Source organism: Pseudomonas sp. AF03-9 (genome assembly GCF_020515815.1).
Lineage (GTDB): Bacteria > Pseudomonadota > Gammaproteobacteria > Pseudomonadales > Pseudomonadaceae > Aquipseudomonas.
Map to the genome: position 1 here is coordinate 1 of NZ_JAHPJF010000009.1, position 14,524 is coordinate 14,524.

Genomic DNA, 14,524 nt, shown 5'->3' on the forward strand with positions numbered 1-14,524 from the left:
CGGTCCGCCGCGGTGTTTCAGGAAAACCGAGGCGCCTGGATTTGGGGCGGCTTCGCCACCCAGCGCGGGGCAAGCCCGCTCACTACAACAGCCCTCCGACATTTTCAGGTGCGCCCGACCCAAGACGGTGCGCTGATTTTCCAATGCCCAATTTCGGGCATCTCCTACACTCAGAAGTATTCCTTCGTACCTTTTAAAACGACTATTCGGAACTATGGTTCAGAAATTGCTACGGGTGTTGGGTCTGACACCGTTCAGTAACAGTCCTAAACGCGCCACAAGCGCTTATCTTGGTTTCAAGGGATTACATAATGAAAAAAGCATTGCTGACCCTTTCTGCACTGGCTCTGTGCATGGCCGCAGGTTCCGCCTTGGCCAAGGAATACAAGGAATTGCGTTTTGGTGTCGATCCGTCCTACGCGCCGTTCGAATCCAAAGCCGCCGACGGCAGCCTAGTGGGCTTCGACATCGACCTGGGCAATGCGATCTGCGCGGAGCTGAAGGTCAAGTGCAAGTGGGTCGAAAGTGATTTTGACGGCATGATTCCGGGCCTCAACGCCAACAAATTCGACGGTGTGATTTCGTCGATGACCGTGACCACCGCCCGTGAAAAGGCGATCGACTTCTCCAGCGAGCTGTTCTCCGGCCCGACATCCCTGGTGTTCAAGAAAGGCGCCGGCTTCTCCACCCCGGAGTCGCTCAAGGGCAAATCCGTGGGCTATGAGCAAGGCACCATCCAGGAGGCCTACGCCAAGGCCGTGCTGGACAAGGCCGGTGTGACCACCAAGGCCTACGCCAACCAGGACCAGGTGTACGCGGACCTGACCTCCGGCCGCCTCGACGCCTCGGTGCAGGACATGCTGCAAGCCGAACTGGGCTTCCTGAAGTCGCCGGCCGGTGCCGGTTATGAAGTCAGCGCGGCCATCGATGACCCACTGCTGCCGTCCAAAACTGCGATCGGTATCAAAAAAGGTAACAAAGACCTCAAGGCCTTGCTCGATAAAGGTATCAAAGCGTTACACGATGATGGCACCTACGCCACCATCCAGAAGAAACACTTCGGCGACCTGAACCTGTACAGCGGTAAATAACACCCTGGCGCCCACCCCTTTGCGGTGGGCGCTTTTTTATCGCCATAGGTCCTGAAGTCATGTTTGAAGATCTTTTACAAACCCTGGGGCTGGGTGCCTTCAGCTTGAAGGGGTTCGGCCCGCTGTTGCTGCAAGGCACATGGATGACCGTGAAGTTGTCGGTCGCTTCCCTGGCCGTCAGCGTCCTGCTTGGCCTGCTCGGCGCCAGCGCGAAGCTGTCCAGCCTGCGCCTGCTGCGTATCCCCGCCCAGCTCTACACCACCTTGATCCGCGGCGTACCCGACCTGGTGCTGATGCTGCTGATTTTCTACAGCCTGCAAATCTGGCTGACCGGTTTTACCGACTTTATGGAATGGGACTACATCGAGATCGACCCATTCAGCGCCGGGGTCATCACCCTGGGCTTTATCTACGGTGCTTACTTCACCGAAACCTTTCGCGGCGCGATCCTCGCCGTGCCCCGCGGCCAGCTGGAGGCGGCGACGGCCTACGGGCTAAAGCGCGGGCAGCGGTTCCGCTATGTCACCTTTCCGCAGATGATGCGCTTTGCCCTGCCGGGCATCGGCAACAACTGGATGGTGATGCTCAAGGCCACCGCGCTGGTGTCGATCATCGGCCTGGCAGACCTGGTCAAGGCGGCCCAGGATGCGGGCAAGAGCACCTATCAACTGTTCTATTTCCTGGTGGTCGCCGCGCTGATCTACCTGTTGATTACCAGCGCCTCCAACTTCGTGTTGCGCAGGCTTGAGCGGCGCTACTCCGCCGGGGCCCGGGAGGCCGTGCGATGATCGAACTCCTGCAGCAATACTGGCGGCCGTTCCTGTACAGCGACGGCCAGCACATCACCGGCCTGGCAATGACCATGTGGTTGCTCAGCGCCTCGCTGGTGATTGGTTTCCTCGTGTCGATCCCGCTGTCCATCGCACGCGTCTCGCGCAAGCGCCTGGTGCGCTGGCCGGTGCAGTTCTACACCTACCTGTTTCGTGGCACGCCGCTCTATATTCAGTTGCTGATCTGCTACACCGGCATCTACAGCATCGCGGCAGTGCGCGAACAACCGTTGCTGGATGCGTTCTTTCGCGATGCGATGAACTGCACCATCCTCGCCTTCGCCCTCAACACCTGTGCCTACACCACCGAGATCTTTGCCGGGGCGATCCGCAGCATGGCCCACGGCGAAGTCGAAGCGGCCAAGGCCTACGGTCTGAGCGGTTGGAAGCTGTATGCCTACGTGATCATGCCCTCGGCCCTACGCCGTTCGCTGCCGTACTACAGCAACGAAGTGATCCTGATGCTGCATTCGACCACGGTGGCATTTACCGCGACGGTGCCGGACATTCTCAAGGTGGCCCGGGACGCCAATTCGGCTACCTACATGACCTTTCAATCATTCGGCATCGCTGCGCTGATCTACCTGACCGTGACCTTCGCCCTGGTTGGTCTGTTTCGCCTGGCAGAGCGCCGCTGGCTGGCCTTTCTCGGGCCGAGCCACTAAGGAGTCGCAATGCGTCATCAGATTCATCAACTGATTGCGCCGGTGCCAGGTACGGCGCGGCAGATTCACAGTTTCCACTTCGGGCCCGCAGAGGCCGAGGGCAAAATCTATATCCAGGCGTCGCTGCATGCCGACGAACTGCCGGGCATGCTGGTGGCCTGGCACCTGAAGGTGCGCCTGGCCGAGTTGGCCGCGGCCGGGCGTCTGCGCAGTGAGATTGTGCTGGTGCCGGTGGCCAATCCGGTGGGCCTGGAACAGGTGCTGATGGATATTCCATTGGGCCGCTATGAGCTGGAGAGCGGGCAGAACTTCAATCGCCTGTTCGTCGACCTCAGTGAAGCCGTCGGTACTCAGGTCGAGGCGTTGCTCAGCGACGACCCGCAGCACAACGTGCGGGTGATCCGTGCTGCCCTGTGCGACGCGTTGGCGGCGCAGGCTGCTGCGACCCAGTTGCAATCCCAACGCCTGGCATTGCAGCGCCTGGCTTGCGATGCCGACATAGTGCTGGACCTGCATTGCGACTTCGAAGCCGTGGCGCACCTGTACACCACGCCCGAAGCGTGGCCGCAAGTGGAGCCGTTGGCGCGCTATATCGGCTCGGAGGCCAACTTGCTCGCCACCGACTCCGGTGGGCAATCCTTCGATGAATGTTTCACCCTGGTCTGGTGGCAGTTGCAGCAACGCTTCGGCGAGCGATTCCCGATACCCATGGGCAGCTTTTCGGTGACCGTCGAACTGCGCGGCCAGGGCGATGTGAACCACGGCCTGGCCAGCCTCGACTGCCAGGCGATCATCGACTACCTGATCCACTTCGGCGCCATTGCCGGCGATGTCGCCCCGCTGCCCGACCTGCCCTACCCGGCCACGCCGCTGGCCGGTGTCGAGCCGGTGGCTACGCCGGTTGGCGGCCTGCTGGTGTTCAGCGCCCTGCCCGGCGAATACCTGGAGGCCGGGCAACTGATCGCCGAAATCATCGACCCTATTACCGACCGCGTAACGCCCGTGCACTGCCAGAAGGCCGGCCTGCTTTACGCCCGTTCGCTACGCCGCATGGCCACTGCCGGGATGGTCATCGGCCATGTCGCAGGCACCGAGGCCTACCGCAGCGGCTATCTACTTTCGCCTTGAGGATGCACGCCCCATGTACAAATTGACCGTTGAAGGCCTGCATAAAAGCTATGGCGACAATGAGGTGCTCAAAGGTGTTTCGCTCAAGGCCAAGACCGGTGACGTGATCAGCCTGATCGGCGCCAGCGGCTCGGGTAAGAGTACCTTTCTGCGCTGCATCAACTTCCTGGAGACCCCCAACGACGGCGCCATGACCCTGGATGGCAAGCCCATCCGCATGGTCAGCGACCGCCACGGCATGCGCGTGGCCGACGACGCCGAGTTGCAGCGCCTGCGCACGCGCCTGGCGATGGTGTTCCAGCACTTCAACCTGTGGAGCCACATGAGCGTGCTGGAAAACATCACCATGGCCCCGCGCCGGGTGCTGGGCTGCAGCAAGAAGGACGCCGAGGAGCGCGCCCGTCGTTATCTGGACAAGGTCGGCCTGCCGGCACGGGTGGCCGATCAATACCCGGCGTTTCTCTCCGGCGGCCAGCAGCAACGGGTCGCCATCGCCCGCGCCCTGGCGATGGAACCTGAGGTGATGCTGTTCGACGAACCCACTTCGGCCCTCGACCCGGAGCTGGTGGGCGAAGTGTTGAAAGTGATCCAGGGCCTGGCCGAGGAAGGCCGCACCATGATCATGGTGACCCACGAGATGAGCTTTGCACGCAAGGTGTCGAGCCAGGTGCTGTTCCTGCACAAGGGCCTGGTGGAAGAGCAAGGCGCGCCGGCGGATGTGCTGGGCAATCCGCAGAGCGAGCGCTTGCAGCAGTTCTTGAGTGGCAACTTGAAGTAAACCTTTGCGCGCCCTGGAAGGTCTGTGCAATAGACCTTCCAGAGTGTCAGCGCGCCCATGGCAAAACCTACCGACTACGCCAAGCATTGGTTTGCCGCCAAGGGTTGGAAGCCGTTCGCTTTTCAAAAAGATGTGTGGGCGGCGGTCAGGAGCGGCCAGTCGGGGCTGCTGCACGCCAGCACTGGCGCCGGTAAGACCTACGCCCTGTGGTTTGCTGCCCTCAACCGCTTTGCCATCTCGCGCCCGCCCGCGACCGGCAAGCGTAAACCCCTTGCCGAACCGCTGAGCGTGCTGTGGATCACGCCGATGCGCGCCCTGGCCGCCGACACAGCCCGTGCCCTCGAAGCGCCGCTGGAGTCACTACAGATTCCGTGGAGCGTCGGCCTGCGCACCGGCGACACCAGCAGCAGCGAACGCGCACGCCAGACCCGGCGCCCGCCCACCGCACTGGTCACCACCCCGGAAAGCCTGACCCTGATGCTCGCCCGTGCCGACAGCGAAACGAGCCTGGCGCACCTGCGCATGGTCATAGTGGATGAATGGCATGAATTGATCGGCAACAAGCGCGGCGTCCAGTTGCAACTGGCGCTGGCACGGCTGCGACGCTGGCATCCCGAACTGATGGTGTGGGGGATTTCCGCCACGCTGGGCAATCAATCCCACGCCTTGGAAGTGTTGGTCCCACAGGGCGGCGGGATCAATGTGCAGGGGCAAACAGCCAAGCAGCTGAAGGTCGACACCTTGCTGCCAGCGCACGCCGAACGCTTTCCCTGGGCCGGGCATATCGGCCTGAAGATGTTGCCCCAGGTGCTGGCGGAAATAGACGCCAGCAGCAGTTGCCTGGTGTTTACCAATACGCGGGCGCAGTCGGAAATCTGGTTCCAGGCATTGCTGGATGCGCGTCCCGATTGGGCCGGGGTGATTGCACTGCACCATGGTTCACTGTCGCGGGAAACCCGAGACTGGGTAGAGCGGGCGTTGAAAGACGGCCAGCTCAAGGCGGTGGTCTGCACCTCCAGCCTGGACCTGGGGGTGGATTTTTTGCCGGTAGAGCGTGTGCTGCAGATTGGCTCGGCCAAAGGCGTCGCACGCCTGATGCAGCGCGCAGGGCGCTCGGGGCATGCGCCGGGTCGGCCGTCGCGAGTGACGCTGGTGCCGACCCACAGCCTGGAACTGGTGGAAGCGGCGGCGGCCCAGGATGCAATTGCCCAGCGGCGTATTGAAGCGCGGGAGTCGCCCTACAAGCCATTGGACGTGCTCGTACAACATTTGGTGAGCATGGCGTTGGGCGGCGGCTTCACGCCGGATGCGCTGCTGGAAGAGGTACGCGGCACCTGGGCTTATCGCGACCTCGGTAAAGAGGATTGGGGCTGGGCGCTGGGATTTGTGCGGCATGGCGGTCTGTCCCTGACCGCCTATCCCGATTACCGCCGGGTGGAACCCGATGAACAGGGCATCTGGCGTGTCCCTGATGCACGACTGGCGCGGCGTCACCGCATGAGTGTGGGCACAATCGTCAGCGACGCCAGCATCCAACTGAAATTCTGGAGCAAAGGCGGCGGGGGCAAGAACCTGGGCAGTGTCGAGGAAGGTTTTATTGCGCGGCTCAAGCCAGGTGATGGCTTCCTGTTTGCCGGACGCTTGCTCGAGCTGGTCCGCGTGGAAAACATGACCGCCTATGTACGCCGCAGCAGCGCGAAAAAAGCCGCCGTACCGCGCTGGAACGGCGGGCGCATGCCACTCTCCAACGAGCTGGCACAGGCCGTGGTGGCACGCTTTGACGCGGCGGCCCAGGGGCACTTTGACGGCCCTGAAATGCGCGCGGTGCAACCTTTGCTACAGACGCAGTTGCACTGGTCCGGCCTGCCGACGTGCACATGCTTACTGGCCGAAGCACTCAAATCCCGCGAGGGCTGGCACCTGTTCCTCTACCCGTTCGGCGGGCGCCAGGTGCACCAGGGGTTGGCCGGTTTGCTGGCGTGGCGGGTCAGCCAGGGGCAACCCGTGACCTTCTCGATTGCGGTGAACGACTACGGGTTGGAGCTACTGAGTGCTACCGAGGTGGATTGGCCTGCATTGTTGAACAGCGCATTGCTGAGCCCCGAGAACCTGCGCCACGACGTGGCCGCCAGCCTGAATGCCGGTGAGTTGGCCTTGCGCCGCTTTCGTGAGATCGCGCGCATCGCCGGGCTGGTGTTTGCCGGTTACCCCGGCGCACCGAAAAGCACGCGGCAGGTGCAGGCGTCCAGCGGGCTGTTCTTCGAGGTGTTCAAGCAATATGACCCACAGAACCTGTTGCTGACCCAGGCGGGGGAAGAAGTCCTGCGTGACGAGCTGGATATGCGGCGGCTGGAAGAGACCTTGTGCCATCTGTCGACACTGAAGCTGGATTTGCACTTGATCGAACGCCCGACGCCACTGGCGTTCCCATTGCTGGTGGAGCGAATGCGCGAAAGCATGAGCTCGGAAAAGCTCTCGGCGCGCATCGCACGGATGGTCAAGGACCTGGAAAAGGTCGCGGATAACAGGAAGCGTTGATGGTTTGCAAGGTGCTGCTGGAAGGTGAATGGCTATGGTTGCTGGCGGACAAGGCGGTTTACTGGCCCGCGCGGCGGTGCCTGTTGATTGCCGATGCACATTTTGGCAAAGCCTCGGCCTATCGCAGCCTGGGGCAGCCAGTGCCCCAGGGGACGACAACAGCCAATCTGGCACGCCTGGATCGACTGTTGTCGGCGTATGCCTGTGAGCAGTTGATCTTTCTTGGCGACTTCTTGCACGGCCCTGGGTCACAGGCCAGTGGCACCCTGAACGCAATGAGGGCCTGGCGTGAGCGCAATGCTGCCCTGGAGATGACCTTGATTCGTGGCAATCACGATAAACGCGCAGGCGACCCACCCGCCGACTTGAGGATCGACGTGGTGACTGAGCCACTGCTGATGGGGCCTTTCGCCTTGCAACACGAACCGCACGCCCACCCCGTTCACCACGTGCTGGCAGGGCATGTGCATCCGGTGTATCGGCTGCGTGGCAAAGGGCGCCAGAGCCTGCGGCTGCCCTGCTTCCAGATCGGGGGGCGGATCAGTCTGTTGCCAGCGTTCGGCGCATTCACCGGGGGGCATGGGGTGGAGCAGGACAATGATCGCCGAATCTATGTGATTGGCGATCATGAAGTCTGGCCACTGGGCTAGATGTCAGACAACGGGAGCGGGAGGCGGCTCGTCCGGCAGGGTTGGAACACCGTTTTCATCGGGCTGCTCGGGTTGACCTGGGGCGGGGTCAGGATCCGGCTGCCCCGGCACTCCCCCATCGAAGGCTGGATTTGCCATCAGGGACCAGGCCATGACACCAATCTGGTTAGGTTCAAGCCGGGCAAGTTCGGCGCTGATTCGCGGGTCGATCTTCATAAGGTACTCCTCAAGCGTGGCCCGGCGCGTTGTGCACGCGCCGAGGCAGTACACCCAATAGAGTGCCTACCCGCTGACAAATTCCCTTTACGTGTAAGACCTTTCGATCAAGCGCGTGGGAGGGTAACGCCGCGCTGGCCCTGGTACTTGCCTGCACGGTCTTTATAGGACACTTCACAAGCCTCGTCGGACTGCAGGAACAGCATCTGTGCCACACCTTCGTTGGCATAGATCTTCGCCGGCAACGTGGTGGTGTTGGAGAACTCCAGGGTCACGTGACCTTCCCACTCGGGCTCAAGCGGCGTCACGTTGACGATGATGCCGCAGCGCGCGTAGGTGCTCTTGCCCAGGCAGATGGTCAGCACGTCGCGGGGGATGCGGAAGAACTCCACGGTGCGCGCCAGGGCGAAGGAGTTTGGCGGAATGATGCACACGTCGCTCTTGACGTCGACGAAGCTCTTTTCGTCAAAGTTCTTCGGATCGACAATCGCCGAGTTGATGTTGGTGAACACCTTGAACTCATCGGCGCAGCGCACATCGTAGCCGTAGCTGGAAACACCGTAGGAAATCACCGGGGCATCGCCTTGACCACGGATCTGGCGCTCGACGAACGGTTCGATCATGCCGTGCTCTTGCGCCATGCGGCGAATCCACTTGTCCGATTTGATGCTCATGGCGGGTGTCCTGAATAGCGAGGTGGAAAAATTCTGTTGGGCATCTTACCGGGGCCGGCGTTGGGGTTCAAAGGGCGCCGGACTTTTCTTGACGATAGGCCTGCCTGCCGGAGGCCGCAGCCAGCAGGGCCGGGACCCGGCTCAGGGTGACCGATGGCAGTAAATACCACCGCCAGTCACGAAATTAGAGAAACCTTCGGAAATACCATTGGCACGTTCCGGAAAAAGGGTTAAGGTGGCGCCACTGTGCTGCTTGTGTCACTGAGAATCTCTACACGATATGTTGAATTTCGATCCAACCATCTCCAAGAATTTTTCCTGCTCTTTGCACTCAGTCTCGGCCAGGGCTTTTCCTGAGTCGCAGTTAACTTTGTCCAAGGAGATACACCATGTCTAATCGCCAAACTGGTACCGTTAAGTGGTTCAACGATGAAAAAGGCTTCGGCTTCATCACTCCACAATCCGGTGACGACCTGTTCGTTCACTTCAAAGCTATCCAATCCGACGGCTTCAAAAGCCTGAAAGAAGGCCAACAGGTTTCTTTCATCGCTACCCGCGGTCAGAAAGGCATGCAAGCTGAAGAAGTTCAAGTTATCTAACTTGTACTGACTTAGTCAAAAAGACCCCGCCCTTAAAAGCGGGGTTTTTTTATGCCTGGGATTTGGCATTGTCGCCGATGTAATGGCCAGGCAAAAAAATGTGGGAGCCAAACCTATGTGGGAGCTGGCTTGCCTGCGATAGCATCACCTTGGTGTCACTGACAAACCGAGGTACTGCTATCGCAGGCAAGCCAGCTCCCACACAAGCCTGGCTCCCACACTTTCAACGTGCGCCGTTATTGGAACAACGACTCACTCGACAAGCCATTCTTCTCCAGGATCTCACGCAAGCGCTTGAGGCCCTCCACCTGGATCTGCCGCACCCGCTCACGGGTCAAGCCGATTTCCAGGCCGACATCCTCCAGGGTACTGCTCTCATGGCCGCGCAGGCCGAAGCGGCGAATCACCACCTCACGCTGCTTGTCCGTAAGCTCGGATAACCACTGGTCAATGCTTTGCGACAGATCATCGTCCTGCAACAGCTCGCAAGGATCTGTGGGACGATCATCGGTCAAGGTATCCAGCAGGGTTTTATCCGAATCCGGACCCAGCGAGACGTCGACCGAAGACACGCGCTCGTTCAAGCCGAGCATGCGCTTGACCTCACCCACCGGCTTCTCCAGCAGGTTGGCGATCTCTTCAGGCGACGGTTCGTGATCGAGTTTTTGCGTAAGCTCACGTGCCGCCCGCAGGTAGACGTTGAGCTCCTTGACCACATGGATCGGCAACCGGATCGTGCGGGTCTGATTCATGATCGCCCGTTCGATGGTCTGGCGAATCCACCAGGTAGCGTAGGTCGAAAAGCGGAAGCCCCGCTCCGGGTCAAACTTCTCCACCGCCCGGATCAAGCCGAGGTTGCCCTCCTCGATCAGGTCCAACAGGGATAGCCCACGATTGACATAGCGTCGGGCGATTTTCACCACCAGCCGCAGGTTGCTTTCAATCATGCGCTTGCGCCCAGCCGGATCACCTTTTTGCGACAAGCGCGCAAAATGGACTTCTTCTTCGGGAGTGAGCAGAGGGGAAAAGCCGATTTCATTGAGGTACAACTGGGTCGCGTCGAGCGCCCGGGTGTAGTCAATGTACTTGTGTTGCTTTAACGCAGTGGAGTTCTTGGATTTGGTGCGAACTGAAGGTGTTGCAGGTCCCTCATTCGACATCGAATCCTCAGCGATACCGGTCTCCATAAGGAGGACCTCATCGTCGATGTCAAACTCCGGCGCTTCTTTACTGAGAGCCATTGTTATAGTCCTTTGGTGAGTTCGACCTCAAGCTCAAGCATCGCCTTTATCCTTGGCAACGCTGGAGCCTGTTCCTTCTACGTGAGGGAACAGGCTGGCAACACATCAACGACGGGGTAGGAATTGCAGTGGATCTACAGGCTTCCCTTGGCGGCGAATCTCAAAGTGCAGTTTCACCCGGTCTGTACCAGTTGACCCCATTTCGGCAATTGTTTGTCCGACTTTGACTTGCTGCCCCTCCCGAACCAACAGCCTGCGGTTGTGACCGTAAGCACTGACGTAGGTATCGCTGTGTTTGATGATGACCAGCTCGCCGTAGCCCCGTAAACCACTCCCGGCGTACACCACTGTCCCATCAGACGCAGCTAAAACAGGCTGTCCCAAATCCCCGGCAATATCAATGCCTTTATTCAAACTGCCGTTTGAAGAGAATTTTCCAATAAGCACTCCGTTTGAGGGCCATCCCCAACCGGTCGGTGCAGGCCCTGCCGGAGGCAGCGGCGCAGAGGTCGGCTTGCTCGCAACCGCAGGCGCAGCGCTGCCTGCAGGCCGGGTGATGATCGTGGTTTTGCTCGAAGACGACGGCGACGAAGTGCTGTTTGTGACAACCGCAGCAGGCGTTGAGCCGGTGCGCCCGTCAAAGCGAATCGTCTGACCCGGATGTATCGTGTAGGGCACCGGAATATTGTTACGTGCTGCAAGCGCCTTGTAATCCCAGCCATAACGGAAGGCGATCGAGAACATCGTGTCGCCCTTGCGTACCACATATTGCCCGGTGGTCACCGTCGGCTTTTGCGGAGCCGCGCTATTGCGGTCGACCACCCGTGCGCCGCTGCTTGGCGAGCTGGAGCACGCCACCAGGGAGGAACTCAAGACAAGGCCAAGCACCAGTCGCTGAAAGCTTGTTTTACTCATACGCTGCGCAAGACCTGTGAGACTCACCCGCCGCTCCCTTTGTGGTGGCTGAACATGAACGCCTGTATCAGGCTTGAAATATGACGCAAGTATAACTGGGCATTGGCTTTTTTCCGGCACACGACTGAAACGAAACATTCATCATGTTTAACCCGGATGGCCAATCATGTTGACTCAACAGGCCCCGGCGTAAGACACATCCCGGCCAACAGAATTCACTGCCGGTAGACAAATGATCAGGCCAGCGGACCATTGAGCAACGGGACGAAGCGTACGGCGCCCAGCACATGCCGTGAAAACCCTTCGTCCTCACGGATAATGAGCATCAATTGTTGCACTTCGCCGGAGCCCACCGGGATGACCAACCGCCCACCAGGGGCCAATTGATCAAGCAAGGCTTGCGGCACATCGGTGGCCACGGCGGTGACGATGATGCCGTTGTAAGGCGCCAACGCCGGCCAGCCTTCCCAGCCGTCGCCCCAGCGGAACACCACGTTGCGCAGGTTCAACTCTGCCAGGCGCTCCTTGGCGCGGTCCTGCAGGACCTTGATGCGCTCCACCGAAAACACCCGTTCCACCAACTGCGACAGCACCGCGGTCTGGTAGCCCGAGCCGGTGCCGATCTCCAGCACCTTGTCCAACGGCCCGGCCGCCAGCAGCAGCTCGCTCATGCGCGCGACCATGTACGGCTGGGAGATGGTCTGGTTGTGGCCGATGGGCAGCGCGGTGTCTTCATAGGCACGGTGCGCCAGGGCTTCATCGACAAACAGATGCCGTGGTGTACGGCGGATCACTTCCAGCACCTGGGCGTTGGACAAGCCCTCCTCGTACAGGCGCTGGATCAAACGCTCACGGGTGCGTTGGGAGGTCATCCCGATGCCGCGGCGCAGTAGGTCGTCTTGTTCACGGCCCATCAGTTCAGCGCCTCCAGCCAGCCATCGAGACTACTGAAGGCATCACTGAAGGTGCGATCAAGTTGCAACGGGGTAATCGATACATAACCTTGCATCACCGCGTGAAAGTCCGTGCCCGGGCCGCCATCTTCGGCATCGCCGGCGGCGGCGATCCAATAACCTTCCTTGCCGCGCGGATCGACCACCTTCAACGGCGCCGCCGCACGGGCACGATGGCCCAGGCGCGTCAGCTGGATGCCGCGGATATGGTCGAGGGGCAAATTGGGGATATTGACGTTGAGCACCGTTCGCGGCGGCAGGTCCAGGGAACCATGGGCCTCCACCAGCTTGCGCGCGAAATAGGCGGCAGTAGGCAGGTTGTCCAATTGGCGCGAAGCTAACGAGAAGGCAAACGAGGTCCGCCCCAGGAAGCGCCCTTCAAGGGCCGCCGCCACCGTGCCGGAATACAGCACGTCGTCACCCAGGTTGGCGCCGAGGTTGATGCCCGACACCACCAGGTCCGGCTCGTGCTCCAAGAGGCTGTTGATCGCCAGGTGGACACAGTCGGTGGGGGTGCCGTTCACGCTGATAAAGCCGTTGGCCAGAACCTGCGGGTGCAGCGGACGGTCGAGCGTCAGCGAACTGCTGGCGCCGCTCTTGTCCTGGTCGGGGGCAACCACCATGCACTCGGCATAATCTTCCAGCGCAGCATAGAGCGCGGCAAGACCGGGTGCGGTGGCACCGTCATCGTTTGATATCAGAATACGCATGGGCTGTCCGTCTGCCCCACCGGCACCAGATCAACAAGCTCGCGCACCAAGACAGTGGCGAAGCATCCGGCCGGCAGGACGAATTCCAATTGCAGAATGTCAGGACCGGGATAATGCCACGTCAACCCGCCAATGGGCAGTCGCAGAATGCGACGCTCCTGGCTCATGCCGGCATTCACCAGCCAATCGCGCAGGTCGGCTTCGCCGGCGGCAATGGCCTGTTCCAGCGCATGGGTTGCGCCTGAGGCGGGCGAGTCGCCCTCGCCCCACTGCGGCCCGGTGGGGTGCAGGTCCAGAATTGCCAGGCGCGGGTCGCTGCATTCAGCTTCGCCCGCCGGGAAAAAGCTGCGGCTGTCGGTAAACGCCAACAGGTCGCCGACTTGGGCGCGCTGCCAGGAGCCGTCGGCAACACGCGCCGCCAGCACCTTGTTGAACAGGAAACTGCGGGCGGTGGACAACAGCCGCGAACGCACATTGCGCTGCTCCGGCAGGGCCTTGCGCGCAGCCCACTCGCGGGCGTCGACGACATTGCCGCCGTTGTGGCCAAAGCGCTGAGCGCCAAAATAATTGGGAATGCCGTGCTGGGCGATCAATTGCAAGCGCGCATCGATGGCGGCGGTGTCGCCAGCCAACTGGGTCAGGCGCAAGGTGAAGCCATTGGCCGAATGCGCACCGCGCTGCAGTTTGCGCTTGTGCCGTGCAGTCTTGAGGATCTTGAGGGTGTCGTTTTCTGCCGCGCTCATGTCCGGGTCGGCCTTGCCTGGCAGCTGCACGCTGAACCATTGGCGGGTCAGCGCCTGGCGATCCTTGAGCCCGGCATAACTGACGGTGCGCAACGGCACACCGGCGGCCTTGGCGATACGCCGCGCCGCTTCCTCAGTGTTCAGGCCGCGCTTTTCCACCCACAACCACAGGTGTTCGCCCTCGCCGGTCAGCGGGATGTCGAGTACCTCATCGACTTGAAAATCTTCCGCCGTCGCCTTCAGTACCGCGCTGCCCAAGGCCTCGCCATAGGCCCGTGGGCCCAACAGTTGCAGGTCGTTCATGCGCGCAGCAACAAGGCGACGGAGTGCACGGCGATGCCCTCTTCACGACCGGTAAACCCGAGCTTTTCGGTGGTGGTGGCTTTCACGTTCACTTGATCCAATTCTATTTGCAGATCCGCGGCGATCAGCGCGCGCATCGATTCGATATGGGGGGCCATTTTCGGCGCCTGGGCCACGATGGTGTTGTCGACGTTGGCGACCTTCCAGCCCTTGGCGTGGATCAGGCCGACCACATGCCGCAGCAGCACGCGACTGTCCGCACCCTTGAAGGTCGGGTCGGTGTCTGGAAAGTGTTTGCCGATGTCACCCAATGCCGCCGCGCCGAGCAAGGCATCGCTCAAGGCATGCAGCACGACATCGCCGTCGGAATGAGCCAGCAACCCGTGGTGATGCGCAATGCGCACGCCGCCCAGGGTGATGAAATCGCCTTCAGCGAAACGGTGCACATCGTAGCCGTGGCCAATACGCATAAAAAAACGCCCCGATTTAA

At 60.9% G+C, this 14,524-nt stretch carries 17 protein-coding genes; 9 read left to right on the top strand and 8 right to left on the bottom strand.

Going from position 1 to position 14,524, the window contains the following annotated elements:
• From LIY36_RS12625 to pdeM, 8 genes are all read left to right on the top strand, one after another.
• Positions 1-261, top strand: a 261-nt coding sequence (locus LIY36_RS12625; protein WP_226455856.1) for a hypothetical protein, incomplete at its 5' end; no start/stop codon positions are given.
• Positions 262-311: 50 nt separating this feature from the next.
• Positions 312-1,091: a transporter substrate-binding domain-containing protein gene (locus tag LIY36_RS12630; protein ID WP_017739082.1), complete on the top strand. Its 780-nt coding sequence runs from the start codon at positions 312-314 to the stop codon at positions 1,089-1,091.
• A gap of 59 nt (positions 1,092-1,150) precedes the next feature.
• On the top strand, positions 1,151-1,879 hold the full coding sequence (locus LIY36_RS12635) for an ABC transporter permease (RefSeq protein ID WP_192299325.1): 729 nt from the start codon (positions 1,151-1,153) through the stop codon (positions 1,877-1,879).
• Positions 1,876-2,586 (top strand): ABC transporter permease, encoded by a 711-nt coding sequence (locus LIY36_RS12640; RefSeq protein WP_192299326.1) that lies wholly within the window; start codon positions 1,876-1,878, stop codon positions 2,584-2,586. Before LIY36_RS12635 ends, LIY36_RS12640 begins: the two co-directional genes overlap by 4 nt.
• 9 nt (positions 2,587-2,595) lie before the next feature.
• A complete protein-coding gene (locus LIY36_RS12645; protein WP_226455857.1) occupies positions 2,596-3,714 on the top strand; it encodes a succinylglutamate desuccinylase/aspartoacylase family protein in 1,119 nt (372 codons plus the stop codon).
• A 13-nt stretch (positions 3,715-3,727) separates the two neighbouring features.
• Positions 3,728-4,492, top strand: coding sequence for an ABC transporter ATP-binding protein (locus LIY36_RS12650; protein ID WP_192299328.1), 765 nt, complete (start codon positions 3,728-3,730; stop codon positions 4,490-4,492).
• A gap of 57 nt (positions 4,493-4,549) precedes the next feature.
• Positions 4,550-7,030: a ligase-associated DNA damage response DEXH box helicase gene (locus LIY36_RS12655; protein WP_226455858.1), complete on the top strand. Its 2,481-nt coding sequence runs from the start codon at positions 4,550-4,552 to the stop codon at positions 7,028-7,030.
• Entirely contained in the window at positions 7,030-7,680 is a 651-nt protein-coding gene (gene pdeM / locus LIY36_RS12660) for a ligase-associated DNA damage response endonuclease PdeM (RefSeq protein WP_226455859.1), read from the top strand. The genes LIY36_RS12655 and pdeM overlap by 1 nt, the downstream gene beginning before the upstream one ends.
• A gap of 3 nt (positions 7,681-7,683) precedes the next feature.
• On the opposite strand, the gene LIY36_RS12665 is transcribed toward pdeM, so the two are convergent.
• Both LIY36_RS12665 and dcd read right to left on the bottom strand, forming a co-directional pair.
• Complete coding sequence (locus LIY36_RS12665; protein ID WP_226455860.1) at positions 7,684-7,896, bottom strand: hypothetical protein; 213 nt, start codon at positions 7,894-7,896, stop codon at positions 7,684-7,686.
• 107 nt (positions 7,897-8,003) lie between these two features.
• A complete protein-coding gene (gene dcd, locus LIY36_RS12670) occupies positions 8,004-8,570 on the bottom strand; it encodes a dCTP deaminase (RefSeq protein ID WP_010212421.1) in 567 nt (188 codons plus the stop codon).
• A gap of 389 nt (positions 8,571-8,959) precedes the next feature.
• On the opposite strand from dcd, the gene LIY36_RS12675 reads away from it, so the two are divergent.
• Positions 8,960-9,169 (top strand): cold-shock protein, encoded by a 210-nt coding sequence (locus LIY36_RS12675; RefSeq protein WP_002554837.1) that lies wholly within the window; start codon positions 8,960-8,962, stop codon positions 9,167-9,169.
• 236 nt (positions 9,170-9,405) lie between these two features.
• Here LIY36_RS12675 and rpoS read toward each other — a convergent pair whose 3' ends face one another.
• The 6 genes from rpoS to ispF form a co-directional block, all read right to left on the bottom strand.
• Positions 9,406-10,410, bottom strand: a complete 1,005-nt coding sequence (rpoS, locus tag LIY36_RS12680; protein WP_192299332.1) for an RNA polymerase sigma factor RpoS — start codon at positions 10,408-10,410, stop codon at positions 9,406-9,408.
• Between the two features lie 105 nt (positions 10,411-10,515).
• On the bottom strand, positions 10,516-11,352 hold the full coding sequence (locus LIY36_RS12685) for a peptidoglycan DD-metalloendopeptidase family protein (protein ID WP_226455861.1): 837 nt from the start codon (positions 11,350-11,352) through the stop codon (positions 10,516-10,518).
• Positions 11,353-11,561: 209 nt separating this feature from the next.
• Positions 11,562-12,197: a protein-L-isoaspartate(D-aspartate) O-methyltransferase gene (locus tag LIY36_RS12690; protein WP_177325361.1), complete on the bottom strand. Its 636-nt coding sequence runs from the start codon at positions 12,195-12,197 to the stop codon at positions 11,562-11,564.
• Between the two features lie 41 nt (positions 12,198-12,238).
• Positions 12,239-12,988: a 5'/3'-nucleotidase SurE gene (gene surE / locus LIY36_RS12695; RefSeq protein WP_192299334.1), complete on the bottom strand. Its 750-nt coding sequence runs from the start codon at positions 12,986-12,988 to the stop codon at positions 12,239-12,241.
• Positions 12,976-14,034 (bottom strand): tRNA pseudouridine(13) synthase TruD, encoded by a 1,059-nt coding sequence (gene truD / locus LIY36_RS12700; RefSeq protein WP_192299335.1) that lies wholly within the window; start codon positions 14,032-14,034, stop codon positions 12,976-12,978. Before truD ends, surE begins: the two co-directional genes overlap by 13 nt.
• Positions 14,031-14,504 (bottom strand): 2-C-methyl-D-erythritol 2,4-cyclodiphosphate synthase, encoded by a 474-nt coding sequence (gene ispF, locus LIY36_RS12705; protein WP_058412401.1) that lies wholly within the window; start codon positions 14,502-14,504, stop codon positions 14,031-14,033. Before ispF ends, truD begins: the two co-directional genes overlap by 4 nt.
• Between the last annotated feature and the right edge of the window lie 20 nt (positions 14,505-14,524).

What these genes read in the sequence shown, in the direction of transcription:
- LIY36_RS12630 (WP_017739082.1), top strand. Translation starts at nt 312, where the DNA reads ATGAAAAAAGCATTGCTGACCCTTTCTGCACTGGCTCTGTGCATGGCC.
- LIY36_RS12635 (WP_192299325.1), top strand. Translation starts at nt 1,151, where the DNA reads ATGTTTGAAGATCTTTTACAAACCCTGGGGCTGGGTGCCTTCAGCTTG.
- LIY36_RS12640 (WP_192299326.1), top strand. Translation starts at nt 1,876, where the DNA reads ATGATCGAACTCCTGCAGCAATACTGGCGGCCGTTCCTGTACAGCGAC.
- LIY36_RS12645 (WP_226455857.1), top strand. Translation starts at nt 2,596, where the DNA reads ATGCGTCATCAGATTCATCAACTGATTGCGCCGGTGCCAGGTACGGCG.
- LIY36_RS12650 (WP_192299328.1), top strand. Translation starts at nt 3,728, where the DNA reads ATGTACAAATTGACCGTTGAAGGCCTGCATAAAAGCTATGGCGACAAT.
- LIY36_RS12655 (WP_226455858.1), top strand. Translation starts at nt 4,550, where the DNA reads ATGGCAAAACCTACCGACTACGCCAAGCATTGGTTTGCCGCCAAGGGT.
- pdeM (WP_226455859.1), top strand. Translation starts at nt 7,030, where the DNA reads ATGGTTTGCAAGGTGCTGCTGGAAGGTGAATGGCTATGGTTGCTGGCG.
- LIY36_RS12665 (WP_226455860.1), bottom strand. Translation starts at nt 7,896, where the DNA reads ATGAAGATCGACCCGCGAATCAGCGCCGAACTTGCCCGGCTTGAACCT.
- dcd (WP_010212421.1), bottom strand. Translation starts at nt 8,570, where the DNA reads ATGAGCATCAAATCGGACAAGTGGATTCGCCGCATGGCGCAAGAGCAC.
- LIY36_RS12675 (WP_002554837.1), top strand. Translation starts at nt 8,960, where the DNA reads ATGTCTAATCGCCAAACTGGTACCGTTAAGTGGTTCAACGATGAAAAA.
- rpoS (WP_192299332.1), bottom strand. Translation starts at nt 10,410, where the DNA reads ATGGCTCTCAGTAAAGAAGCGCCGGAGTTTGACATCGACGATGAGGTC.
- LIY36_RS12690 (WP_177325361.1), bottom strand. Translation starts at nt 12,197, where the DNA reads ATGACCTCCCAACGCACCCGTGAGCGTTTGATCCAGCGCCTGTACGAG.
- surE (WP_192299334.1), bottom strand. Translation starts at nt 12,988, where the DNA reads ATGCGTATTCTGATATCAAACGATGACGGTGCCACCGCACCCGGTCTT.
- truD (WP_192299335.1), bottom strand. Translation starts at nt 14,034, where the DNA reads ATGAACGACCTGCAACTGTTGGGCCCACGGGCCTATGGCGAGGCCTTG.
- ispF (WP_058412401.1), bottom strand. Translation starts at nt 14,504, where the DNA reads ATGCGTATTGGCCACGGCTACGATGTGCACCGTTTCGCTGAAGGCGAT.